This is a genomic window from Streptomyces solicavernae, from assembly GCF_029968095.1.
In the GTDB taxonomy this organism is placed as follows: Bacteria; Actinomycetota; Actinomycetes; order Streptomycetales; family Streptomycetaceae; genus Streptomyces; species Streptomyces solicavernae.
In genome coordinates this window covers 1-23,031 of sequence record NZ_JASCIR010000053.1, presented here as the reverse complement: position 1 = coordinate 23,031, position 23,031 = coordinate 1, and the positions used below count along the sequence as shown (strand labels likewise).

Below are 23,031 nucleotides of genomic sequence, written 5' to 3'. Positions count from 1 at the left end.
CGGCGGCCCCCCCCCCCCCCCCCCCCCCCCGCGCGCCGCCCGGCAGCCCGCCACGAACGCCCCGTCACGAACGCCCGCCACGAACGCCCCGTCACGAACAGCCCGTACCGACAAAACGCATGACGCTTCCTGACGGTTCCCGCGGGAGGGCGGGCGCGGGGTGGCGGAACGATTCCGGCCAACTGGGCGGGGCGGGTGGCGCGATGCGGATCCGTGGTCCGTGGCCGAGAAGGTGACCATCTCCCGGTAAGAGCGGACAACTCGTGACGCGTTGCGCGCGGTTCGACCGGAAAACGGTCGGCTGTGACCGTACGTGTCTTCGAGTTGGTCATCCGACAGTAGTAGGCTCGCGCCGTTTATTGCCGCACGTACCCCCGGTCACCGGGGTTGAGCTGGGGGAGGCCATGCGCTTTCGCGGGAAAACCATCCGCCGGAAGATCGTGGCGTTGCTGCTTGTGCCGCTCCTGTCCCTGACGGTGATCTGGGGCGCCACAACCGTCGTCACAGGCCACTCCGCCGACCAGTTCCTGGGCGCGTACACCGTCGCCGAGAAGCTCGGCTCTCCCATCGAGAAGACGGTCCGCGTGCTGCAGGAGGAGCGCCGCGCGACTCTCGTCTACCTCGCCGACCCGCGCGCCTCCGACGCCCCGGCCCGCCTGCACGAACAGCGCGACGCCACCAACGAGAGGGTCGCCGAGGTCCGGGCGAACGCCGAGAACCCGGACGTACGCGAGGAGATGACCGGCGAGACCGCGCGCCGCGTCGACTCCCTGGTCGAAGCGTTCGACGGCATCGACGCACTGCGCCGCACCGTCGAGGACGGCTCCATCTCCGCCGACCAGGCCCTCACGCTCTACAACCGCCTGATCGACCCCTGCTACACCTTCCTCTCCGGCCTCAACGTCGTGAACGACGTGCCGCTCGACAAGGAGGGCCAGGCCCTCGTCGACCTCGGCCGCACCCGTGAACTCCTGTCCCGCCAGGACGCGTTGATCGCCGCCATCCTGGTGCGCGGCCGGGTCGACGCCGAACAGCTGCGGCAGACGGCCGACTACCGCGCCCGGCGCGAGCTGCGCAGCGAGGTCAGCCTCGAACTGCTCCCCGGCTCCGAACGCGCGCGCTTCGAGCGCTACTGGAGCAGCCCCGCGGCCACCCCGCTCCTGGAGCTGGAGAAGAACGTCGTCGAGGGCCGCACCGGCACCCCGCGCGGCATCACTTCCGCCACCTGGGACAAGGCCGCCAAGACCGTCCTCGACGACCTCGCCGAGCTCAACAACGAGGCGGGCGAGCGCTATCAGGACCGGGTCGAGCCCGAGGTCGTCGGAATCTTCGTACGCGCGGGGGCGGCCGGCGTCCTCGGCCTGCTCGCGCTGCTGTTCTCGGTCGTGCTCTCCGTACGCATCGGCCGCGAGCTGGTCCGCGACCTGTCCCGGCTGCGCAAGGACGCCCACGAGGTGTCCGGCGTCCGGCTGCCCAGCGTGATGCGCCGCCTCGCCGCCGGTGAACACGTCGACGTCGAGACCGAGGCGCCGCGCCTGGAGTACGAGAAGGACGAGATGGGCCAGGTCGGACAGGCCCTCAACACTCTGCAGCGCGCCGCCGTCGAGGCCGCCGTCAAGCAGGCCGACATGCGCCGCGGCGTCTCCGAGGTGTTCGTCAACCTCGCCCGCCGCAGCCAGGTCCTGCTGCACAAGCAGCTCACCCTCCTGGACGCCATGGAGCGCAGGACCGAGGACACCGAGGAACTGGCCGACCTGTTCCGCCTCGACCACCTCACCACCCGCATGCGCCGGCACGCCGAGGGCCTGGTGATCCTCTCCGGCGCCGCGCCCTCCCGGCAGTGGCGCAGGCCCGTACCGCTGATGGATGTGGTACGCGCGGCCGTCGCCGAGGTCGAGGACTACGAGCGCATCGAGGTGCGCAGGCTCGCCCGGATCGCCGTCACCGGACCGGCCGTCGCCGACCTCACCCACCTCGTCGCCGAACTCCTGGAGAACGCCACGGTGTTCTCGCCCCCGCACACCGCCGTCCAGGTGCACGGCGAACGCGTCGCCAACGGCTTCACCCTGGAGATCCACGACCGCGGCCTCGGCATGACCCCGGACGCCCTCCTCGACGCCAACCTGCGGCTCGCCGAGACCCCCGAGTTCGAGCTGTCCGACACCGACCGGCTCGGCCTGTACGTGGTCAGCCGTCTCGCCCAGCGCCAGAACGTCCGCGTCTCGCTGCAGCCGTCCCCGTACGGCGGGACCACCGCCGTCGTCTTCGTGCCGGACGTGCTGCTCACCGCGGTGCCCGACGGGGACACGAGCGGCGGCATCCGGCTCGACCGGGCGACGGCGGGCCCCGAGGGCGGGACGGCGTCCGGCGAGCGTGGCGCGCGGCTCACCAAGGTGCCGGCGCGGCTGCCCGGACTGCCCCAGTCGGTCCTGGAGTCTGCGGTTCTCGACGGCCCCGTCGAACTGGAGGCACCGGTGGACGGGGCCGACCGGGTACGGGCCCTCGACCTCGGTGACCTCGGTGATCTCGCCGACCTGGGCGACATCGAGGACAGCGACAGCGAGCGGGGCGGCCTGTTCCGGCCGCGCCGCAGACCCGGCAGGGACCGCAGGGGCGGCCGGGCCGAGCACCAGCAGGCCAGGGAGGGCGCGGTCGGGGGCGACTCCGCGCGCCCGGACGCGGCCGTTCCCGTTCCGCTGCCGCGCCGCCGGGCGCCCAAGCTGGTCAGTTCGCACGGCCGGCCGGTCGGCGGCGAGCAGCCGGTCCGCGACGAGGCCGGGCCTGCGCCCATGCCTGCACCCGCGCCCGCGCCCGCCGAACGGTCCGACGAGCGCGTCCTCACCCCGCGCGAGGAGCTCCGCGGCGGCCTTCCCGCCCGTTTCGACGCCCGCGCGCAGTCCCGCGCGGACGCCGACGACGCATCGGCGGAAGGCGGAACTCCGCCCCCGGATCCGGCCGTTGAGCCGGTACGGGGCCAGGCGCCCGAGCCGGGCCGAGGCGGCAACGCCCCGGCGGCCCCCGGAACCCCCGCCTCCGCAGGCGCCCGATCCGACCGAGCCGACCAAGTCGACCGAGCCGACCAAGTCGACCAAGTCGACCGAGCCGACCCAGCCAGCCAAGCCGACCAGGTTCGCCCCAACCCCGGCCCGTACGAGGACATCCCGACCGCCGCCCTGCCCCGCCGTGTGCGCCAGGCGAACCTCGCCCCGCAGCTCAAGGGCGAGCCGCAGCGCAAGCCCGTACGCGACGAGGCGCCGGCGGACCGCGACGCCGAGGAGGTGCGCAGCCGCATGGCCGCACTCCAGCGGGGCTGGCAGCGCGGGCGCAGGGACAACGGCGAGCCGGAGACGGAGAACGGCGTCCCGGCCCCTCCGGAACCGCCCACCCGCACCCGTACCACCGAAGACCCCCGTCCCGGCGCCGCCGAGGACGACACTGCACACCGCACCACGGAGGGGGACGGTCGATGACCGCACCGAAGACTGCCGCACACATCGGCGAGCTGAACTGGCTGCTCGACGACCTCGTCGCGCGCGTGGCGACGATCCGCAAGGCCGTCGTCCTGTCGTCGGACGGCCTGGCCACCGGCGTCTCGGCCGACCTGACCCGCGAGGACAGCGAGCACCTGGCCGCCGTCGCCTCCGGCTTCCACAGCCTCGCCAAGGGCGTCGGCCGGCACTTCGAGGCGGGCCAGGTCCGGCAGACCGTGGTCGAGCTGGACGACGCATTCCTGTTCGTGACCGCGGCCGGCGACGGCAGCTGCCTCGCCGTGCTCGCCGACGCGGACTCCGACGTCGGCCTGGTGGCCTACGAGATGACGCTCCTCGTGAAGCGGGTCGGCGTACATCTGGGGACGGCTCCGCGCACCGATGTGTCCGCGGGCGGGTAGTGGAATGGCATGACCATCGACGGTAATGCGGGTCACGGGGCGCCCCACTGGTTCGACGACGACGCGGGACCAGTGGTACGTCCGTACGCCATGACGCGGGGCCGCACCTCCAGCGCGGGCCAGCACCGCCTCGACCTGATCGCGGTGGTCGTCGCCGAGGCGGCGGTGGACGAGGAGGAGGCCCACCACGCACTGGCGCCGGAGCACGTCGACATCGTCGGGCTCTGCAGGCAGGCCCCGCAGTCCGTGGCCGAGCTGGCCGCCGAGCTCGACCTGCCGATCGGCGTGGTCCGGGTGCTGGTCGGCGACCTCGTCGCCCAGGAGCTGGTGCACGTGACCCGGCCCGTTCCCCCGGCCGAACTGCCGGACGAGAGTATTCTGCGCGACGTGATCAACGGTCTGCGCGCGCTCTGAGACGACCACCGGTCCACGCGTGCCTGAGCAGGAGATCTCCGTGACAGGGACAGGGACAGGGACAAGCGCACGGACAGGCGCACGGACAGGCGCACGGACAGAGCCAGGCACAAGGTCGGGTTCAGGTTCGGGTTCGAGTTCGGACAGCGGCGGTACGGCGACGGGCTGGCAGTTCTGGATCGACCGCGGCGGCACCTTCACCGACGTCGTGGCGCGCCGCCCGGACGGCCGCCTGCTCACCCACAAGCTGCTCTCCGAGAACCCCGCCCGCTACCGCGACTCCGCGGTGGCGGGCATCCGCGCCTTGCTGGACGTCCCCCTGGAGGACGCCCGGATCGACGCCGTCCGGATGGGCACCACCGTCGCCACCAACGCCCTCCTGGAGCGCACGGGCGAACCCACCGCGCTCGTCGTCACGCGCGGCTTCCGGGACGCGCTGCGCATCGCCTACCAGAACCGCCCGCAGATCTTCGCCCGCGAGATCGTGCTGCCCGAACTGCTGCACGCGCGCGTGGTCGAGTTCGACGAGCGCGTCGCCACCGACGGCACCGTCCTCACCCCGCCCGACCTGGACGGCCTTGAGGCGGAGCTGCGGCGCGTGTACGACGACGGCATCCGGTCCCTCGCCGTGGTCTGCATGCACAGCCATCTGCACCCGGCGCACGAACAGGCAGCCGGCCGGCTCGCCGCCCGCATCGGCTTCCCGCAGGTCTCCCTGTCCAGCGAGGTCAGCCCGCTGATGAAGCTCGTGCCGCGCGGGGACACGGCGGTCGTGGACGCCTATCTCTCGCCGGTCCTCCGGCGGTACGTCGACCGGGTCGCCGACCAACTCCAGGGCGTACGGCTGATGTTCATGCAGTCCAACGGCGGCCTGGCCGAGGCCCACCAGTTCCGCGGCAAGGACGCCATCCTCTCCGGACCGGCGGGCGGCATCGTCGGCATGGCCCGGATGTCGCGCCGCGCGGGCTTCGACAACGTCATCGGCTTCGACATGGGCGGCACCTCCACCGACGTCTCGCACTACGCGGGCGCGTACGAGCGGGTCTTCACCACTCAGATCGCGGGCGTGCGCCTGCGCGCCCCCATGCTGGACATCCACACCGTGGCCGCGGGCGGCGGCTCGGTGCTGCACTTCGACGGCAGCCGCTACCGGGTCGGCCCCGACTCGGCCGGCGCGGAACCCGGCCCCGCCTGCTACCGCGCCGGCGGCCCGCTCACCGTCACCGACGCCAACGTGATGCTCGGCCGCATCCAACCCGAGCACTTCCCGCGCGTGTTCGGCCCCGACGGGGACCAGCCGCTCGACGCCGACCTGGTCCGGGAACGGTTCGCCGCGCTCGCCGCCGGAATCCGCGAGGCCACCGGCGACGACCGCACGCCCGAGCAGGTCGCGGAGGGCTTCCTGCAGATCGCCGTCAACAACATCGCGGGCGCGGTCAAGCGGATCTCCGTGCAGAAGGGGCACGACGCCACCCGGTACGCGCTCACCACGTTCGGCGGGGCGGGCGGCCAGCACGCCTGCGCGGTCGCCGACTCCCTCGGCATCCGCACCGTCCTCGTACCGCCCCTGGCCGGTGTCCTGTCCGCGCTCGGCATCGGGCTCGCCGACACCACGGCCATGCGCGAGCAGTCCGTGGAGGCGCCGCTGGAGGCCGGGGCGATGCCGCGCGTCGAGGGGAGCGCGGCCGCCCTGGAGGAGGCCGCCCGCGCCGAACTGCGCGCCGAGGACGTGCCCGAGGACCGCATCCGCGTCGCCCGCCGCGCCCAGCTCCGCTACGACGGCACCGACACCGCCCTCACCGTCGCCCTCGACACCGCCGAACCCGACGCCATGCGGAGGGAGTTCGAGGACCGGCACCGGGCCACGTACTCCTTCACCCTGGACCGGCCGGTCGTCGTCGAGGCGCTGTCCGTGGAGGCCACCGGCGTCACCGAACCGCCCGACCTGTCCACGCTCACCGCACCGCCACGCACGCGTGCGGCCGGATCCGCCGAAAACGCGCACCACGCGCGCGTGCACATCGACGGCGCCCACCGCCAAGTCCCCCTCCACCGCCGCGAAGAGATCGCCCCGGGTGAGCGGATCGACGGACCCGCGATCATCACCGAGGCCAACGCCACCACCGTCGTCGACGAGGGCTGGCGCGCGGCCATGAACGACGAGGGGCACCTGGTGATGGAGCGGGTGGCGCGTGCCGAAGGCACCGATGTGAGCACCGAGGCCGACCCCGTACTCCTGGAGGTCTTCAACAACCTCTTCATGTCCATCGCCGAACAGATGGGCGCCCGCCTGGAGTCCACCGCCCAGTCCGTGAACATCAAGGAGCGCCTGGACTTCTCCTGCGCCCTCTTCGACCCGGACGGCAACCTCGTCGCCAACGCCCCGCACATCCCGGTCCACCTGGGCTCGATGGGCACCAGCGTCAAGGAGGTCATCCGGCGCCGCCCCGAGATGCGCCCCGGTGACGCGTACGCCGTCAACGACCCGTACCACGGCGGCACCCACCTGCCCGACGTCACCGTCATCACCCCCGTCTTCGACCGCGCGGGCGAGCAGATCCTGTTCTACGTCGCCTCCCGCGGCCACCACGCCGAGCTCGGCGGCATCGCACCCGGCTCCATGCCCGCGAACAGCCGCCGCATCGAGGAGGAGGGCGTCCTCTTCGACAACTGGCTGCTCACCCAGGGCGGCCGATTCCGCGAGCGGGAGACGTACGAGCACCTGACGAGCGCCCCCTACCCGTCCCGCAACCCGGCCACCAACCTCGCCGACCTCCGCGCCCAGATCGCCGCCAACGCCAAGGGCGTCGAGGAGGTCGGCAGGATGATCGAGCACTTCGGGCTCGACGTCGTCCAGGCCTACATGAAGCACGTCCAGGACAACGCCGAGGCCGCCGTCCGCCGCGTCGTCGACGCCCTCGACGACGGCTCCTACGCGTACGAGACGGACTCCGGAGCGGTCATCCGGGTCCGCGTCACCGTCGACCGCGCGGCACGCTCCGCCACGGTCGACTTCACCGGTACGTCCGCACAGCTCCCCGGCAACTTCAACGCCCCCTACGCCGTGGTCAACGCGGCCGTCCTGTACGTGTTCCGGACGCTGGTCGCCGACGACATCCCGCTCAACGACGGCTGTCTGCGCCCCCTGAAGATCCTCGTGCCGCCCGGTTCGATGCTCGCGCCCGAGCCGCCCGCCGCCGTCGTCGCGGGCAACGTGGAGACCTCGCAGGCCATCACGGGCGCCCTGTACGCGGCGCTCGGCGTGCAGGCCGAGGGCTCCGGCACGATGAACAACGTCACCTTCGGCAACGAGCGCCATCAGTACTACGAGACCGTGGCCTCGGGCTCCGGCGCGGGCGACGGCTTCGACGGGGCGCCCGTGGTGCAGACCCATATGACCAACTCGCGCCTCACCGACCCCGAGGTCCTGGAGTGGCGACTGCCCGTACTCCTGGAGGAGTTCGCGGTCCGCGCGGGCAGCGGCGGAAACGGGCACACGCGCGGTGGCGACGGAGCAGTGCGCCGGATCCGCTTCCGCGAGGCCATGACGGTCTCCACGCTCTCCGGCCACCGCCGCGTGCCCCCGTACGGCATGGCGGGCGGCGCACCGGGCGCCCTCGGTGCGAACCGGGTCGAGCGGGCCGACGGCAGCACTCTGGAGCTGTCCGGCGCGGACTCGGTGGAGCTCGCCCCCGGCGACGTCCTGGTCGTGGAGACCCCGGGCGGCGGCGGATACGGAACTCCCTGACGGAGGCGGTCCGTTCAGGCCAGTTGTCCGGCCGCAGGTGAAGCGGAATCGGCGCGCCGCTAGAGTCTGCTGCGGAACTCGCCCATGTGTGCGGGGAGTTCATCCCCGTCGGCACAGCTGGAGTGGAGACCAATGGCGATCCTCGGGCGCTCTCAGCGGCGCAAGGCCACCGTCGAGCCGGTGACCCTGAAGATCCTCGTGGCCGGTGGCTTCGGCGTGGGCAAGACGACCCTGGTCAGCACGGTCAGCGAGATCAGGCCGCTGCGCACCGAGGAGGCGCTCACCGAGGCAGGCCGCCCGGTCGACGACACCGCCGGGGTGGAGGGCAAGAGCACCACCACCGTCGCCATGGACTTCGGCCGCATCACGCTCCGCGAGGACCTTGTCCTGTACCTGTTCGGCACCCCCGGGCAGGATCGTTTCTGGTTCCTCTGGGACGAGCTGGCGCAGGGCTCCCTCGGAGCCGTCGTCCTCGCCGACACCCGCCGCCTGGAGGAGTGCTTCGCCGCCGTCGACTACTTCGAGCGTCGCGGCATCCCCTTCGCGGTCGGCGTCAACTGCTTCGAGGGCGCCGCCCGTTACCCGGAGGACGTGGTCCGCCAGGCCCTCGACCTCGACGAATCGGTGCCCGTGGTCCTGTGCGACGCCCGCGACCGCGAGTCCGCCAAGGACGTCCTCGTCACCGTCGTACGCCACGCCATGGCCCGCGCGAGGGCCGCCCGCGAGCGGGTCATGGGCTGACCTCGCACAACGCCACGGCCCGTACCCCCGCCGACCGGGGTACGAGCCGCAGATCTCAGCGAGGAGACAGCCTGCCCAGGGCTACTCCCCGTCCTCCAGCCAGCCGAAGCTGCGCTCCACCGCGCGTCGCCAGTTGCGGTACTCGCGTTCGCGCACCCCGCTCTCCATCCGCGGCTGCCACTCGGCGTCCCGCTGCCAGTGCGCCTTCAGCTCGTCCAGGTCGTTCCACACACCCGTGGCGAGCCCGGCCGCGTACGCCGCGCCCAGGCAGGTCGTCTCGGACACCTTCGGCCGGACCACCGGCACGTCGAGCACGTCCGCCTGATGCTGCATGAGCAGGTTGTTCTTCGTCATGCCGCCGTCGACCTTCAGGGTCGTGATCTGCACCCCCGAGTCCTGGTACATGGCGTCCACGACCTCGCGCGTCTGCCAGCTCGTCGCTTCGAGCACCGCGCGGGCGAGGTGCGCCTTCGTCACGTACCGGGTCAGTCCGGTGATCACGCCGCGTGCGTCCGAGCGCCAGTACGGCGCGAACAGGCCGGAGAACGCGGGTACGACGTACGCCCCGCCGTTGTCGTCGACGCTCGCGGCGAGCGGTTCGATCTCGTCGGCGGAGGAGATCATGCCGAGCTGGTCGCGCAGCCACTGCACGAGCGCGCCGGTGATCGCGATCGAGCCCTCCAGGCAGTACACCGGAGCCTCACCGCCGATCTGGTAGCCCATCGTCGTGAGCAGCCCGCTCTTCGACGGGACCGGCCGGTTCCCGGTGTTGAGCAGCAGGAAACTGCCCGTGCCGTACGTGTTCTTGGCGGTGCCCGTGTCGTAGCAGGCCTGCCCGAAGATCGCCGCCTGCTGGTCGCCGAGCGCGGAGGCCACGGGCACCCCGGCGAGCTGGCCGACGGCCGTCCCGTACACCTCGGCGGAGGAGCGGATCTCGGGCAGCATCGTCTCCGGCACGTTCATCGCGGAGAGGATCTGGCCGTCCCACTGGAGGGTCTCCAGGTTCATCAGCATGGTCCGGCCCGCGTTGGTCACGTCCGTGACGTGCACGCCGCCGTCGGTGCCGCCGGTGAGGTTCCAGATCAGCCAGGAGTCGATCGTGCCGAACGCGATCTCGCCGCGCTCCGCGCGTGTGCGCAGGCCCGGCACGTTGTCCAGGAGCCAGGCCGCCTTGGGCCCGGAGAAGTAGCTGGCGAGCGGCAGGCCGGTGGCGTCCCGGAAGCGGTCCTGCCCGTCGCTGCCGCCGAGTTCGGTGCAGAGCGCGGACGTACGGGTGTCCTGCCAGACGATCGCGTTGTGCACCGGCTTGCCCGTGGCGCGGTCCCAGAGCACCGTGGTTTCGCGCTGGTTGGTGATGCCGAGGGCGCTCAGCTGGTCGGCCCGCAGGCCGGCCTTGGCGAGCGCGCCCGCGACGACGGCCTGGACCTTCGACCAGATCTCCGTCGCGTCGTGCTCCACCCAGCCGGGCTTCGGGAAGATCTGGCGGTGCTCACGCTGGTCGACGGCGACGATCGCCCCGTCCTGGTTGAAGATGATGCAGCGGCTCGATGTGGTGCCCTGGTCGATCGCGGCGACGAACTTGTCCGTCATGAAGTCCCCTTCGTCCGAAGCTCCGTAGGCCGTACGCCCGAAGGCTGCGCTCAGAACGCTGCGTTGAAAATGAGCCCGGACAGCGCCCCGCCGATCAGCGGTCCGGCGACCGGGATCCAGGAGTAACTCCAGTCCGACGAGCCCTTGTTGGGGATCGGCAGCAGGGCGTGCGCGATGCGCGGGCCGAGGTCACGGGCCGGGTTGATGGCGTACCCGGTCGGGCCGCCGAGCGAGAGGCCGATGCCGACCACCAGGAACGCCACGATCAGGGTGGCCGTACCGGACTCGCCGAGGCCCTTGGTGAGCCCGAACGCGAGGATCGGCAGGACCAGTCCGACGGTCGCGATGATCTCGGTGACCAGGTTGGCGGTGGTGTTGCGGATCTCGGGCGCCGTCGAGAAGATCCCGAGCGTCGGCAGCGCCGTCTCGTTGTCGGCGTTGGCCCGGAACTGCGCGTAGTACGCCGCCCAGCAGAGGACCGCCCCGAGGATCGCGCCGATCATCTGGCCGAGGACGTACAGCGGCACCTGGCCCCACTCGCCGGTGTCGATGGCGATGCCGAGCGTGACCGCCGGGTTGAGGTGCCCGCCGGACAGCGGCCCGGCGGTGTACGCACCGGCCAGGACGCCGAAGCCCCAGCCGAACGCGATGACGACCCAGCCCGCCGACTTGGCCTTCGAGTAGTTGAGCGTGACGGCGGCGCAGACTCCGGCGCCGAACAGAATCAGGATCGCGGTGCCGATGATCTCACCGACGAGGACGTCCCCGTTCGCGTACATGGCGGCTCCTTGGCCCATGCCCGGGGCCTTGCGCCCCGGTCCTCCGTGCAGGGTGCGTGCGTGGCTACGTCGGCCGAAGGCAGGAGAGCCCGTGAGGTTCCCCGGCCCCGCCCGGCGTCCGTGACGAGCGTGCCGTCGCAGCCGAATCGCCCCTGGGAAGTGGCCCGTCGCCGCGTGTTGCCCGCAGCGGCGACCTGGACCGACGCCATGCCGAAGTGCGGCGATGCCGACTGACACCCGGAAGTGTTCACCGGCACTGTGGGGGCGTCAAGGTCACGGACGACAACGGTTCACGCGCGGCGGGCGGTTGGGCGTCCCCGCCCTCCGCAAGCCCGTCCGCAGGGCCTCCTCTGGCCCCGCTCAGGCCGTGGCGCGTCCGCTGCCTCGTTCGTCGAGCCGTACGCCGTACGGGGCCGATGCGGCAGGGCCGTACGGCGACTCCGGCTTGCCGCGCCCCGGTGCGCCGCTGCCGCTGCCGCTGCCGCTGCCGCTGCCGCTGCCGCGCGGTGCGGTCGAGGGGGCTGTGGCGGTCGTGGCGGTCGTGGCGGTCACGTGGGCGGGCTGCGGCTCCGTACGTGCGGACTGCGGCCCTGTGCGTACGGGTTGGCGCTCCGGTGCCCGGCCGGGCGGTGGCTCCGGGTGCCCGGCCGTCGCGCCCCGGCGGACCCGGTGGCCCTCCGTGCCCGCGCGGCCGACGACCCAGCTCGCGCCGCGCAGCGCCTTCGCGGCCTGCTTGAGCGGGGCGAGCCAGGCGGCCGCCTGGCGGTGGTCGGCGACCGTGCCCGGCGGGCAGTCCACCGTCGCCACCGAAAGTGTCACCGCGCGTCCGCCCGCCGACCAGGACGCGTCCAACACGGCTGCCGCCACCGGTTCCAGGGCCTCGGGCGCGGCCAGGACCACGAAGTCGTCGCCCCCGATGTGCCCGACCCGCACCTGCTCGTGCCGGTCCGCCCCCGCAGTCTCCGCCGTCTCCGCGGCGACCTCCTTGAGTGCCGCGCCCACCTCCCGGATCAGCGTGTCGCCCGCCGCGAACCCGGCGCCGTCGTTGACCTGCTTGAAGTCGTCCACGTCCAGCCAGCTCAGCGCGAACGGCCGGCCCTGCGCGATCCAGCGGTCGACCTCGGCGGTCACCGCGTCCGAACCGGGCAGCCGGGTCAGCGGGTTGAGCCCCGCGGCCTCCTCGACACGGCTGTCCGCCAGCGTCCGCACCAGGTCGGCGAGGCGGACGACACCCACGCACCGCCCCTCGCCGTCCACCACCGCCACGTCGTCCCCGGTACGGCTGCGCTCCCCGTCGGCCAGCAGGTCCAGGACCTCCCAGGCCGTGGCGTCCACGCCGACGGTGAGCGGCTCGTCGGCCAGCCGCGCGGCGGGCCGGTCCGCGTACAGGGCGTGCCCGTACCGCCCGGACAGGGAGAGCAGGAACCGGTCCCGGTCCACCGCGCGCACCGGCACACCGCGCGTGTTCACGAGCAGCACGCCGGACACGTCGGGCGCGTCGGTGAGCAGCCCGCGCACCTGACCGGCCGACGCGCTCGCCGGCAGCAGCGCCGCGGGCCGCACGAACTGCCGCACGGAAGGGCCGGTCTGCAGCGTGCCGGTGGCCGGCGCGGCCGCCGTCTCCGGTACGTACACGTCCACGGCGGGCCGGCGCATCGGCGGTGCGAACAGCTGGCCCTGCCCCAGCTGCGCCCCGGCCGCGAGGGCCGCCGCGCACTGCCGTTCGGTCTCCACGCCCTCGACGGCGAGCAGCGCGCCCAGCTCCTCGCACAGCGCCCGCATCGCGTGCACCCCGGCGGTCCTGGCCAGCAACGAGGCGTCCAGTTTGACGAGTTCGGGCGCGAGATCGACGAGCAGCCGAAGCGGTACGTCGCCGTCCCCGACGCCGTCCGCACAGATCCGGAACCCGTCACTGCGCAGCGCGGCGACGCCCTCCAGGAGAGCGGGCTGCGGCACGTGTGTGAACGGTGGCGTGAGGTCGACGGTGACCTCCCAGGGCAGCCGGCCGGCCTCCTGCACGGCGTCCCGCAGCGCCGCGAGCCCACCGAGGTCGGCGACGGTGCCTGCGAACACGTTCACATGCAGCGGGAGCAGCGACTCCTGGCGGGCGGCGGCCCGCACCGCGAACGCAGCGAGCCTGCCGTCGAGTTCGGGGTCCCGCCGGGCCTCGGCGAGGATGTCGCCGGACTCGGGGCGGGCCAGTATCTCCTGTGCGGCGATGGTTCCGGTCGCCAGGCTGACGACGGGCTGGAAGGCGAAGCGGAGGGAGTCCGTCCAGACAGGCACATCCCTCATGATGGCCTGCCCGCAGGCCTCCAGGGCCCCAGTTCATGCGCTGTTCACGCAGCTTTTCCGCTTCGTCACTCTCCGTACGAATGGGCCGCCGGAGACGTACGGTGCGGGCGGACGGTAGCGCCCGTCGGTGTACCACCAGGCGCGCCCGCGCTTCGACAGCGGCACCTCGGCCGGCTCGCCGCCCGCGCACCCGGGGTTGCGGCAGAACGTGTCCTCGCGCGGGAAGAAGACCGATCCACAGGCCGCGCAAGGGGTGCCGGGCAACCGGAAACCGTCACCCTCCCCGCTGAACCATTCGGCCACTACTGGAGTCCGCTGACGCGTCAAGGTCCCTCCCCGGCGACTTGATCTGACGGGGCGTCAGAACTGGCGGTGGCCGGCAGTGTGCCCCGCCCGGCCGCACACCGACAGAGGCGGAAACGGCCTCACGCGCGGTGGCCGCTCAAGGACCGCCGCGACACGGGAAAGTCGAAGTACGTGTCCGGGAACAGCTCCGGCCGGTACGTGAAGTGCCACCACTCCTCCGGCAGGTTGACGAACCCCTGCCTGGCGAGCACGCCCCGCAACAGGTCCCGGTTGGCGCGCTGCTCGCCGGTGACGCGCGGGTCGTCCGTGTGCGAGAGCGTGTCGAAGCAGTCGAAGCCGGTGCCCATGTCCACGGAGTTGTCCGGGAAACGCTCGTCCTGCGGCGCGTAGCAGGGCACCAGCGGCTCACCGGGCACATAGGGGCGCGTGGGCACGGCCGGGAGCCTCACGACGGTCAGGTCGACGGTCGAGCCGCGGCTGTGCCCGGACTTCTCCGCGATGTAACCGTCCGCGAACAGCCTCGACTTGTCGACCTGCGGATAGAACTCCGGCTTCATCCGCTCGTCGTCCAGATCCTTCGCCCAGCGCACGAAGTGGTCCACCGCGCGCTGCGGCCGGTAGCAGTCGTACACCTTCAGCGAGTAGCCCCGGCGCAGCAGCTTGCGCTGCGCCTTGTGCAGGGCCTTGGCGGCCGGTTCGGTGAGGATGCACATCGGCTTGCGGTAGCCGTCGACGGGCTCGCCCACGAAGTTGTGCGGAGTGGTGTATCTGATCTCCTGCAGGATCGTCGGATCCACGTCCCGCAGCGCCACGAACGCGTCGGGCGCCTTGGGCTCGGGTTCCGCCTGCGCGGGCGCGGGGGCGACGGTGACCGCCAGCGCGGCGACGGAGGCGAGGGCGAGGGCTCGGAGCGGGGAAGTCGGTTTCATGGCCCCTCGTCTACCAGGTGGGCGAGGCCTCGGAAAGGTGCCCGGATTCAGTCCGCGCGTGTTCGAGCCGCAGCCCCGACCGCCCGCCGCCCGGCCCGAGAAGGACTCGCACTGGCGCGGCTCAGAAGTGGTTCACGGGGCCGTACGCGCGCGTGCGGGGGTGAGTGGAGGCCGGAACTCTCAACCCTCCGCGTCCAGCCCCCGGACCCGCACGCCCTTGGTGACCTCCCGCAATCCGCCCTCCCCGCAGTCCCGTTCGACGACCACCCGGCCCCCCGCGCGCCGCGTCACGTACCGCTCGACCTCCGGCAGCCCCCAGCCCTCACCCGCGTCCCGCACCACCAGACCGGAGCCCGTACGACCCCGCGCCGGGGCCCACACCTCAAGCTCCAGGCCGCCGTCCGCGCCCCGCACCGGCAGTACGGAACCGGCCCGCGCGAGCACCGGCACCCGCGACAGCGGCGCGTCGAGCAGCACCTGCCCCGGACCCTCGTACGCCCGGCCCGTCGCAGTGTCGTACCAGCGCCCCCGCGGCAGCCGCACCGCACGCCGCGTCGCACCCGGCTCCAGAACCGGCGCCACCAACAGCGCGTCCCCCACCAGAAACGCGTCCTCACAGTCCCGCAGCGCCCGCTCCTCCGGAGCCGACCACCACAGAGGCCGCACATAAGGCGCCCCCGTCCGCTGCGCCAGCTGCGAAAGCGTCACCCAATAGGGAAGGAGGCGCCGCCGTTCATCCAGCACCACGCGCGCGTGCCGCAGCACCTCGGGCCCGAACTCCCACGGCTCCCTGCGCCCCGCCCGCAGCGCCGCATGCGTACGGAACAGCGGCATATAGGCGCCCAGTTGGAGCCAGCGCAGATACAGCTCCGGCGACGGACTCCCGTCGAACCCGCCCACATCCGGACCGGAGTACGGCACTCCGCACAGCCCGAGGCCGAGCACCAGCGACAGCGAGGCCCGCAGCCCCGGCCAGCCCGTCGCCACGTCCCCCGACCACGTCCCGCCGTACCGCTGCAGGCCCACCCAGCCGGCGCGGGAGAACAGGAACGGCCGCTCCTCCGGACGCAGCCTGCACAGCCCCTCGTACGCCGCCTGCGCCATGCACAGGCCGTACACGTTGTGCGCCTCGCGATGGTCGCCGCCGCGGCCCTCCAGGGCATGCCGCGCCGACCGCGGCAGCGTCGGATCGCCGAACGCCCCGAACGACACCGGCTCGTTCATGTCGTGCCAGAACCCGGCGAAGCCCTGCCCGAGCCGCTCCTCGTAGAGCCCGCCCCACCAGCGCCGCACCTCCGGCGACGTGAAGTCCGGATACACCGACTCACCCGGCCACACCAGCCCCTCGACGACCCGGCCCCGCGCGTCCCGCACGAATCCGTCCACGGCACGCCCCGACGCGTACACCTCGTCGGCCGGATCCGCCTTCACCGCCGGATCCACGATCGACACCAGCCGCACCCCGTCCTCGGCCAGGTCCTTCGCCAACACCGGCAGATCCGGAAATCGTTCCCGGTCCACCGTGAAAACGCGATGAGAATCGAGGTGATCGATGGCCAAGTGCAGTGCACTCAGCGGAATCTCATGTTCCCGACAGCCCTCGACGACCCGCCGCACCTCCCGCTCGCTCCCGAACCCCCACCGCGCGTGCTGATACCCGAGCGCCCACGCAGGCGGCACCGCGGGCGATCCGGTCAGCGAGGCGAAAACCTGTGCCACGCGCGCGGGCGCACCCACGACCACCCAGCACCTGAGCGGCCCCCCGTCCATCCGCAGCTCACTGCACCCCAGCCGGTCGTGCCCCGAACCCGCGCCCTCCTCGCCCTCCCGCAGCACCACCGAGCCGTCCCACGTGTTGTCGTGGAACACCAGATGCGTGCCGACGTCGGCCACCACCATCTGCACCGGCATCGTCAACGACAACGGATCGTCCTGCGGCCCGAACGACCCCGCCGGATCGGTGTTCCACAGCCGGTACGAGCCGTCCCGCAGCCGCGGCCCGCCCGCCCGGCCGCCGAGCCCGAAGAACCGCGCGTCCGCCGCCACCTCCGAGCGCTGCAGCCACCGCGCCGGCCCCCCGCCCACCGGCTCCCACCACCGCGGCGGCAGATCCCGGCGCAGCACCACACCGCCCGGCGTCCGCACCTCCACCGCACCGTGCCGCGACACCACGACCGTCACCCGCTCCGAGACGACCCGCCAGCCACCCTCCTTGTCCGGCTCAAGCACCGCCCGCGAATCCACCTCGGGCCCCGCACCGACCACCGCGTACGACGGCTCCGGACCGGCGCCGTCCCAGCCCCAGAACACCGCCCCGCCGGCCGTCACCCGCACCCGCAGCTCCGCCCGCGCGAACCGGATCACCCCGCCACCCGGCCCCGGCTCCACCCCCGTCACCGCCCCCGGCACCCGAGCCCGCTCCGCACCCCTGCGCGGCAGCCCCGCCGCATCCGCCCGGCTGCGCCGCCACGCCGACCGCACCGCACGCCACCCACGCGCGGGACCCGCCACTCCAACCGCCTTCACCGACCGCACCAGGCCTTGACCGTTCATGCAGCTCAGCCTGCCAGCACGCGTGCGTGCGGCGGGAGGCGTTCATCCGCCGTTCACCTGTGCCCGGACCACACCTTCACGCCACGGACTATGGGGGCCCCACCCTGGTGCCGAAGTCGATCACATGGCATCGTCCGTACAGCCGTGTCACGCGCACCACCCCTGTACGCGCGCGTGCCGGACGCACACACCGCGTACAGCTTGGGAGCCGCCCCGTGACCACCACAGCACCGCAGCCGCAGCCTCTCTGGCAGCCCGACGCCGCCCGCGTCGAGGCCGCCGCCGTCACCCGCTTCCAGACCTGGGCCGCCGAACGCCACGGCGCACCGGCCGAAGGCGGCTACGAGGCCCTGCACCGCTGGTCCGTGGAGCACCTGGAGACCTTCTGGGAAGCCGTCGTCGAATGGTTCGACATCCGCTTCTCCACCCCCTACGCGCGCGTGCTCGGCGACCGCACCATGCCCGGCGCCCAGTGGTTCCCCGGAGCCACCCTCAACTACGCCGAACACGCCCTGCGCACCGCCGCCGACCGCCCCGACGCCCCCGCGCTCCTCGCCGTCGACGAGACCCACCAGACCCGCACCGTCTCCTGGGCCGAACTCCGCCGCCAGGTCGGCTCCCTCGCCGCCGAACTCCGCGCCCTCGGCGTCCGCCCCGGCGACCGCGTCTCCGGCTACCTGCCGAACATCCCCGAGGCCGCCGTCGCCCTCCTCGCCACCGCCGCCGTCGGCGCCGTCTGGACCTCCTGCGCCCCCGACTTCGGCGCCCGCAGCGTCCTGGACCGCTTCCAACAGGTCGAGCCCGTCGTCCTGTTCACCGTCGACGGCTACCGCTACGGCGGCAAGGAGCACGACCGCCGCGACACCGTCGCCGAACTCCGCAGCGAACTTCCCACCCTGCGCGCCGTCGTGCACATCCCCCTGCTCGGCACCGACGCCCCCGAAGGCGCCCTGGAATGGTCGGCACTCACCGAAGGCGACACGGAACCCGTTTTCGAACAGGTCCCCTTCGACCACCCCCTGTGGGTCCTGTACTCCTCCGGCACCACCGGCCTCCCCAAGGCCATCGTCCAGTCCCAGGGCGGCATCCTCGTCGAGCACTTCAAGCAGCTCGGCCTGCACTGCGACCTCGGCCCCGACGACCGCTTCTTCTGGTACACCTCCACCGGCTGGATGATGTGGAACTTCCTCGTCTCCGGCCTCCTCACCGGCACCACCGTCGTCCTCTACGACGGCAGCCCCGGCTACCCCGAGACCGGCGCCCAGTGGACCGTCGCCGAACGCACCGGCGCCACCCTCTTCGGCACCTCCGCCGCCTACGTCATGGCCTGCCGCAAGGCCGACGTCCACCCCGCGCGCGACCACGACCTGTCCAAGGTCAAGTGCGTCGCCACCACCGGCTCCCCGCTCCCGCCCGACGGCTTCCGCTGGCTCCACGACGAGTTCGCCGACAGCGGCGCCGACCTCTGGATCGCCTCCGTCAGCGGCGGCACCGACGTCTGCTCCTGCTTCGCCGGCGCCGTCCCCACCCTCCCCGTACACATCGGCGAACTCCAGGCCCCCTGCCTCGGCACCGACCTCCAGGCCTGGGACCCCCAGGGCAAACCCCTCACCGAAGAGGTCGGCGAACTCGTCGTCACCAACCCCATGCCGTCCATGCCCATCCACTTCTGGAACGACCCCGACGGCAGCCGCTACCACGACAGCTACTTCGACACCTACCCCGGCGTCTGGCGCCACGGCGACTGGATCACCCTCACCGCACGCGGCTCCGTGATCATCCACGGCCGCTCCGACTCCACCCTCAACCGCCAGGGCGTACGCATGGGTTCGGCCGACATCTACGAAGTCGTCGAACGCCTCCCGGAGATCCGCGAATCCCTCGTCATCGGCGCCGAACAGCCCGACGGCGGCTACTGGATGCCCCTCTTCGTCCACCTCGCCGCCGACGCCACCCTCGACGACACCCTCCGCACCAAGATCAAGCAGACCATCCGAGCCGAACTCTCCCCGCGCCACGTCCCCGACGAGATCATTGAAGTCCCGGGCATCCCGCACACCCTCACCGGCAAGCGCATCGAGGTTCCGGTCAAGCGCCTCCTCCAGGGCACACCCCTGGAAAAGGCGGTCAACCCCGGCTCGGTCGACAACCTCGACCTCCTCCGCTTCTACGCCGACCTCGCCCGCGACCGCAGCTGACCCACCTCGCCCCCACCCCCGTTGTCAGTGCCCCTCGTTACGGTGAGTGAGCATCGTTCGACACTGTCCACGGGGGACCCATGGCACACGCCCAGCACAACACCACGCACCGCGCCCTGCGCCGCGAAGTCGTCGGCACCATCGGCCTGTTGGCCGACGCCGAGGACTTCGCGGCCATGCGCCGCTACCGCACCTTCACCTTCCACGACCACACCACCTACCTCCGCGAGGTCGAGCAGCTGCTCCGCACCCTCGCCGCCGAGGGCAAACACACCACGCTCGCACTCTTCGACCCCGAGGAGTACGAGGAGTTCTGCACCCACACCGGCCTCGACCCCGACACCCCCGACGGCCGCACCCGCTTCACCGCCGCACTGGCCGCAGCGGGCCCCACGGTCACCTACGACGGACGCCCACTCGACGCCATCGTCCCCGACCTCATCGACGAGACCTTGCGCCACTCCACCCTGGAGTACGGCGAAGCGCTCCTCTCCGACACCGGCCGGTGCGCGGAGTGCGGCGAGGACATCGGCGTCGCCGCCTTCACGCGCGCCGCCATCATGCTGAGCCGCATCCTCGACACGGCCCCAACCGGCACCCAGCACATCGTCTGCAGCATCACTCGTGACTCCACCCAGCTCCTCGGCTCGCTGCACGCCGAGCGGACCCCGGACGGCCTGATGCACCTGGACCAGTCCGAGGCCCTGGAAGCCACCACGGTCCTCGCCGTAGGCATCGCCACACAGAGCCCGGGCGGCCTGGTCCGACGCACCACAACTCCCGACCACCCCGACCGCGTCTGCGGCTGGCGCCTCAACGGCGAACACCTCCAACCCCTCACCGAGGCCCAGGTCTTCGACGCCTACTGCACCGACGCCCACACCGGCGAGCCCGTCCCACCGGAACCGGGCCTCGACTACGCCCAGGCCCCGGACCTCGGGCCGTACGACGACCCACACGCCCACTGAAGGAGCCCGAACAACGCGTGAGGGTGCCCCACCGCAGTGGGACACCCTCACGCACACCAACGGAACCGGCACAGTGCCGGCCGCCCGCTCACTCTCCGGACAGCACCGCCTGCGCCGCAGCCCGAGCCTCGTCGGCGGAGTCGGCCGCACGCGCGGCAGCCGCGGCCCGCTCACACTGCGCCAGCGTGTACTTCGCCAGCGTCGCCCGCACGTACGGAATAGACGCGGCACCCATGGAAAGGGAGGTGACCCCCAGACCCGTCAGCACACACGCGAGCAGCGGATCGGACGCGGCCTCACCGCAGACACCACAGCTCTTCCCCTCGGCCCTGGCCGCCTCGGCGGACAGCGACACCAGGTCGAGCAGCGCCGGCTGCCACGGGTCCTGCAGCCGCGACACCGCACCGACCTGCCGGTCGGCCGCAAAGGTGTACTGCGCAAGGTCGTTGGTCCCCAGCGAAAGGAACTCCACCTCCTGCAGAACCGACCGAGCCCGCAGCGCGGCCGACGGGATCTCCACCATGGCGCCGAACTTGGCCTGCAGCCCCGCAGCCCGACAGGCGTCGGCGAACGCCTTGGCGTCCTGCCGGTCCGCCACCATCGGAGCCATGACTTCGAGGTACACCGGCAGCCCCTCGGCCGCCTTGGCCAGCGCGGTCAACTGCGTACGCAGCACCTCGGGGTGGTCGAGCAGCGTCCGCAGACCACGCACACCCAGTGCCGGGTTCGGCTCGTCCGCAGGCGTCAGGAAGTCCAGCGGTTTGTCGGCACCCGCATCCAGCACCCGCACGACGACGCGCCCCTCAGGAAACGCCTCAAGCACCTGCCGGTAAGCCTCGACCTGCTTCTCCTCGGACGGCGCCTTCTGACTGTCGTCAAGGAACAGGAACTCGGTGCGGAACAGCCCCACACCCTCGGCACCCGCCTCGACGGCCGCGGGCACGTCGGCGGGACCACCCACGTTGGCGAGCAGCGGCACCTTGTGACCGTCGGACGTCGCACCGGGACCGGTCGAAGCGGCCAGTGCGGCCTTGCGCTCCTCGGACTGCTTCTCCAACTCGGCCTGCTTTTCGGCGCTCGGGCTCACGAAGATCTCACCCGTGCTGCCGTCCACAGCCACCACGGCACCCTCGGCCAGCTCACAGGCCCCGGGCAGCGCCACCACGGCCGGCACACCCAGCGCCCGCGCGAGGATCGCACTGTGACTGGTCGGCCCGCCCTCCTCGGTCACGAACCCGAGCACGAGCGTCGGGTCGAGCAGAGCGGTGTCCGCCGGCGCAAGGTCCCGCGCGATCAGCACGTACGGCTCGTCGCTGTCCGGCACACCCGGCATCGGCACACCGAGCAGCCGGGCCACGATCCGGTTCCGCACGTCATCGAGGTCGGCCACTCGCCCCGCCATGTACTCACCCGCACCCGCGAGCAGCTCGCGGTAGTGCGAGAAGGCGTCGTAGATACCGCGCTCGGCCGTGCTCCCGACGGCGATCCGCCGATCCACGTCGGCCATGAGCTCCGGGTCCTGCGCGATCATGGCCTGCGCCTCAAGGACGGCCTGCGCCTCGCCGCCGGCCAGATTGCCGCGCGCATTCAGATCGGCAGCGACCGCTTCGACCGCCTGACGGGCGCGCCCCTGTTCGCGCTCCGCCTCCTCGGCCGGAATCTGCTTCGCCGGCGGCTCAAGGACTGCGGTCCCCATGTGCCGTACTTCGCCGATCGCCACACCGTGGCTCACGCCGACGCCTCGCAGCGTTGTCTCCATTTCACCCGTCTCCGATAGCTGCGGCGGTGCACCCGCCGCGATGGATGTCGTACCTGCGGCCCAGTTACGGGCAGACGTCACTGCCAGCTGAACAGCTCGTCGCCGGCCTTCATGTCGCCGTCCTCTACGACATTGGAGAGGGATTCGGCCGTGGCCTCCAGTGCCACGATCGGGCACACCGGGGACTTACCGGCGGCCTCGACGCCGGCCGGGTCCCAACGCACGATCGCCTGACCGCGCTGCACGGTGTCCCCCTTGTTCACGAGAAGCTCGAAGCCCTCGCCGTTGAGCTGCACGGTGTCGATGCCCAGGTGCGTCAGCACACCGTGACCCTCGTCGTCCACTACGACGAAGGCGTGCGGGTGAAGAGATACGACGATGCCGGCGACGGGAGCAACGGCCTCGGCAGGCTCGCGCGCGGGATCAATCGCCGTACCGGGTCCCACCATCGCGCCGGAGAACACCGGGTCGGGCACTGCGCTCAGCCCGATTGCACGTCCAGCAAGAGGGGACGTCACGGTCGTCATGGGGAGCCTCCCAGGGGTGGAGCGTCATTAGCGCCGTCACTACCTGTCCACGACGGCGCACTGTTCAGAAGCGTAAGTCATATGAAGTCCCGGTTCCGCACAACTGGTCCCACTTGGCAGGCGTACGACGTACCGCAATCGATTTGCGTCCACTACCAGTGACATGTACTGTCGGACTCCTGCCTGAGGCCGCACAGCGCGCCAAGCTCTGAAAGCCTCGGCGGCATCCTCATCAAGTTCGATCCTATCCATGGATCCGGTTCTGCATGCCCGCAGTGACCGTGGTCAGGGAGACGGAAAAAGCCTGATAGAGTTTGGAAACACCGAAGGGAAGC

The 23,031-nt window shown here is 72.1% G+C and carries 14 protein-coding genes and 1 pseudogene; 7 read left to right on the top strand and 8 right to left on the bottom strand.

The window, feature by feature from the left end; translation table 11 throughout:
* Positions 1 to 404 precede the first annotated feature (404 nt).
* The 5 genes from QIS99_RS30795 (at position 405) to QIS99_RS30775 (ending at position 8,792) form a co-directional block, all read left to right on the top strand.
* Positions 405 to 3,470, top strand: coding sequence for a nitrate- and nitrite sensing domain-containing protein (locus tag QIS99_RS30795; protein WP_282517036.1), 3,066 nt, complete (start codon positions 405 to 407; stop codon positions 3,468 to 3,470).
* Complete coding sequence (locus QIS99_RS30790; RefSeq protein ID WP_282517035.1) at positions 3,467 to 3,889, top strand: roadblock/LC7 domain-containing protein; 423 nt, start codon at positions 3,467 to 3,469, stop codon at positions 3,887 to 3,889. The genes QIS99_RS30795 and QIS99_RS30790 overlap by 4 nt, the downstream gene beginning before the upstream one ends.
* A gap of 9 nt (positions 3,890 to 3,898) precedes the next feature.
* On the top strand, positions 3,899 to 4,303 hold the full coding sequence (locus tag QIS99_RS30785) for a DUF742 domain-containing protein (protein WP_282517034.1): 405 nt from the start codon (positions 3,899 to 3,901) through the stop codon (positions 4,301 to 4,303).
* A 208-nt stretch (positions 4,304 to 4,511) separates the two neighbouring features.
* The gene (locus QIS99_RS30780) at positions 4,512 to 8,051 is read left to right on the top strand and encodes a hydantoinase B/oxoprolinase family protein (protein ID WP_408909666.1); all 3,540 of its coding nucleotides are present in this window, start codon (positions 4,512 to 4,514) and stop codon (positions 8,049 to 8,051) included.
* Between the two features lie 132 nt (positions 8,052 to 8,183).
* Entirely contained in the window at positions 8,184 to 8,792 is a 609-nt protein-coding gene (locus tag QIS99_RS30775) for a GTP-binding protein (protein WP_282517033.1), read from the top strand.
* A gap of 81 nt (positions 8,793 to 8,873) precedes the next feature.
* Here QIS99_RS30775 and glpK read toward each other — a convergent pair whose 3' ends face one another.
* The 6 genes and pseudogenes from glpK to QIS99_RS30745 all read right to left on the bottom strand — a co-directional run bounded on the left by glpK (position 8,874) and on the right by QIS99_RS30745 (position 17,244).
* Positions 8,874 to 10,382: a glycerol kinase GlpK gene (glpK, locus tag QIS99_RS30770; RefSeq protein ID WP_282517032.1), complete on the bottom strand. Its 1,509-nt coding sequence runs from the start codon at positions 10,380 to 10,382 to the stop codon at positions 8,874 to 8,876.
* Between the two features lie 50 nt (positions 10,383 to 10,432).
* Entirely contained in the window at positions 10,433 to 11,161 is a 729-nt protein-coding gene (locus QIS99_RS30765; RefSeq protein WP_282517031.1) for an MIP/aquaporin family protein, read from the bottom strand.
* A 360-nt stretch (positions 11,162 to 11,521) separates the two neighbouring features.
* Positions 11,522 to 13,456, bottom strand: a complete 1,935-nt coding sequence (locus QIS99_RS30760; protein ID WP_408909665.1) for an EAL domain-containing protein — start codon at positions 13,454 to 13,456, stop codon at positions 11,522 to 11,524.
* Positions 13,457 to 13,546: 90 nt separating this feature from the next.
* Positions 13,547 to 13,783, bottom strand: a pseudogene (locus QIS99_RS30755) (benzoylsuccinyl-CoA thiolase); the annotation flags it as partial.
* Positions 13,784 to 13,881: 98 nt separating this feature from the next.
* Positions 13,882 to 14,691, bottom strand: a complete 810-nt coding sequence (locus QIS99_RS30750; RefSeq protein WP_282517029.1) for a M15 family metallopeptidase — start codon at positions 14,689 to 14,691, stop codon at positions 13,882 to 13,884.
* A 180-nt stretch (positions 14,692 to 14,871) separates the two neighbouring features.
* On the bottom strand, positions 14,872 to 17,244 hold the full coding sequence (locus QIS99_RS30745; RefSeq protein ID WP_282517028.1) for a glycoside hydrolase family 31 protein: 2,373 nt from the start codon (positions 17,242 to 17,244) through the stop codon (positions 14,872 to 14,874).
* 215 nt (positions 17,245 to 17,459) lie between these two features.
* Here QIS99_RS30745 and QIS99_RS30740 point away from each other — a divergent pair, with 215 nt between their 5' ends.
* Entirely contained in the window at positions 17,460 to 19,442 is a 1,983-nt protein-coding gene (locus QIS99_RS30740; RefSeq protein WP_282517027.1) for an acetoacetate--CoA ligase, read from the top strand.
* A gap of 80 nt (positions 19,443 to 19,522) precedes the next feature.
* Entirely contained in the window at positions 19,523 to 20,410 is an 888-nt protein-coding gene (locus QIS99_RS30735) for a hypothetical protein (protein WP_282517026.1), read from the top strand.
* A gap of 88 nt (positions 20,411 to 20,498) precedes the next feature.
* On the opposite strand, the gene ptsP is transcribed toward QIS99_RS30735, so the two are convergent.
* Both ptsP and QIS99_RS30725 read right to left on the bottom strand, forming a co-directional pair.
* Positions 20,499 to 22,169, bottom strand: a complete 1,671-nt coding sequence (gene ptsP / locus QIS99_RS30730) for a phosphoenolpyruvate--protein phosphotransferase (RefSeq protein WP_282517025.1) — start codon at positions 22,167 to 22,169, stop codon at positions 20,499 to 20,501.
* A 77-nt stretch (positions 22,170 to 22,246) separates the two neighbouring features.
* The gene (locus QIS99_RS30725) at positions 22,247 to 22,696 is read right to left on the bottom strand and encodes a PTS sugar transporter subunit IIA (RefSeq protein WP_282517024.1); all 450 of its coding nucleotides are present in this window, start codon (positions 22,694 to 22,696) and stop codon (positions 22,247 to 22,249) included.
* Positions 22,697 to 23,031: the final 335 nt, after the last annotated feature.

Excerpts from the sequence above, each read along its gene's own strand:
- QIS99_RS30735 (WP_282517026.1), top strand. The coding sequence starts at position 19,523 with ATGGCACACGCCCAGCACAACACCACGCACCGCGCCCTGCGCCGCGAA.
- QIS99_RS30750 (WP_282517029.1), bottom strand. The coding sequence starts at position 14,691 with ATGAAACCGACTTCCCCGCTCCGAGCCCTCGCCCTCGCCTCCGTCGCC.
- QIS99_RS30760 (WP_408909665.1), bottom strand. The coding sequence starts at position 13,456 with ATGAGGGATGTGCCTGTCTGGACGGACTCCCTCCGCTTCGCCTTCCAG.
- QIS99_RS30775 (WP_282517033.1), top strand. The coding sequence starts at position 8,184 with ATGGCGATCCTCGGGCGCTCTCAGCGGCGCAAGGCCACCGTCGAGCCG.
- QIS99_RS30745 (WP_282517028.1), bottom strand. The coding sequence starts at position 17,244 with ATGAACGGTCAAGGCCTGGTGCGGTCGGTGAAGGCGGTTGGAGTGGCG.
- QIS99_RS30725 (WP_282517024.1), bottom strand. The coding sequence starts at position 22,696 with ATGACGACCGTGACGTCCCCTCTTGCTGGACGTGCAATCGGGCTGAGC.
- QIS99_RS30795 (WP_282517036.1), top strand. The coding sequence starts at position 405 with ATGCGCTTTCGCGGGAAAACCATCCGCCGGAAGATCGTGGCGTTGCTG.
- glpK (WP_282517032.1), bottom strand. The coding sequence starts at position 10,382 with ATGACGGACAAGTTCGTCGCCGCGATCGACCAGGGCACCACATCGAGC.
- QIS99_RS30790 (WP_282517035.1), top strand. The coding sequence starts at position 3,467 with ATGACCGCACCGAAGACTGCCGCACACATCGGCGAGCTGAACTGGCTG.
- QIS99_RS30785 (WP_282517034.1), top strand. The coding sequence starts at position 3,899 with ATGACCATCGACGGTAATGCGGGTCACGGGGCGCCCCACTGGTTCGAC.
- ptsP (WP_282517025.1), bottom strand. The coding sequence starts at position 22,169 with ATGGAGACAACGCTGCGAGGCGTCGGCGTGAGCCACGGTGTGGCGATC.
- QIS99_RS30765 (WP_282517031.1), bottom strand. The coding sequence starts at position 11,161 with ATGTACGCGAACGGGGACGTCCTCGTCGGTGAGATCATCGGCACCGCG.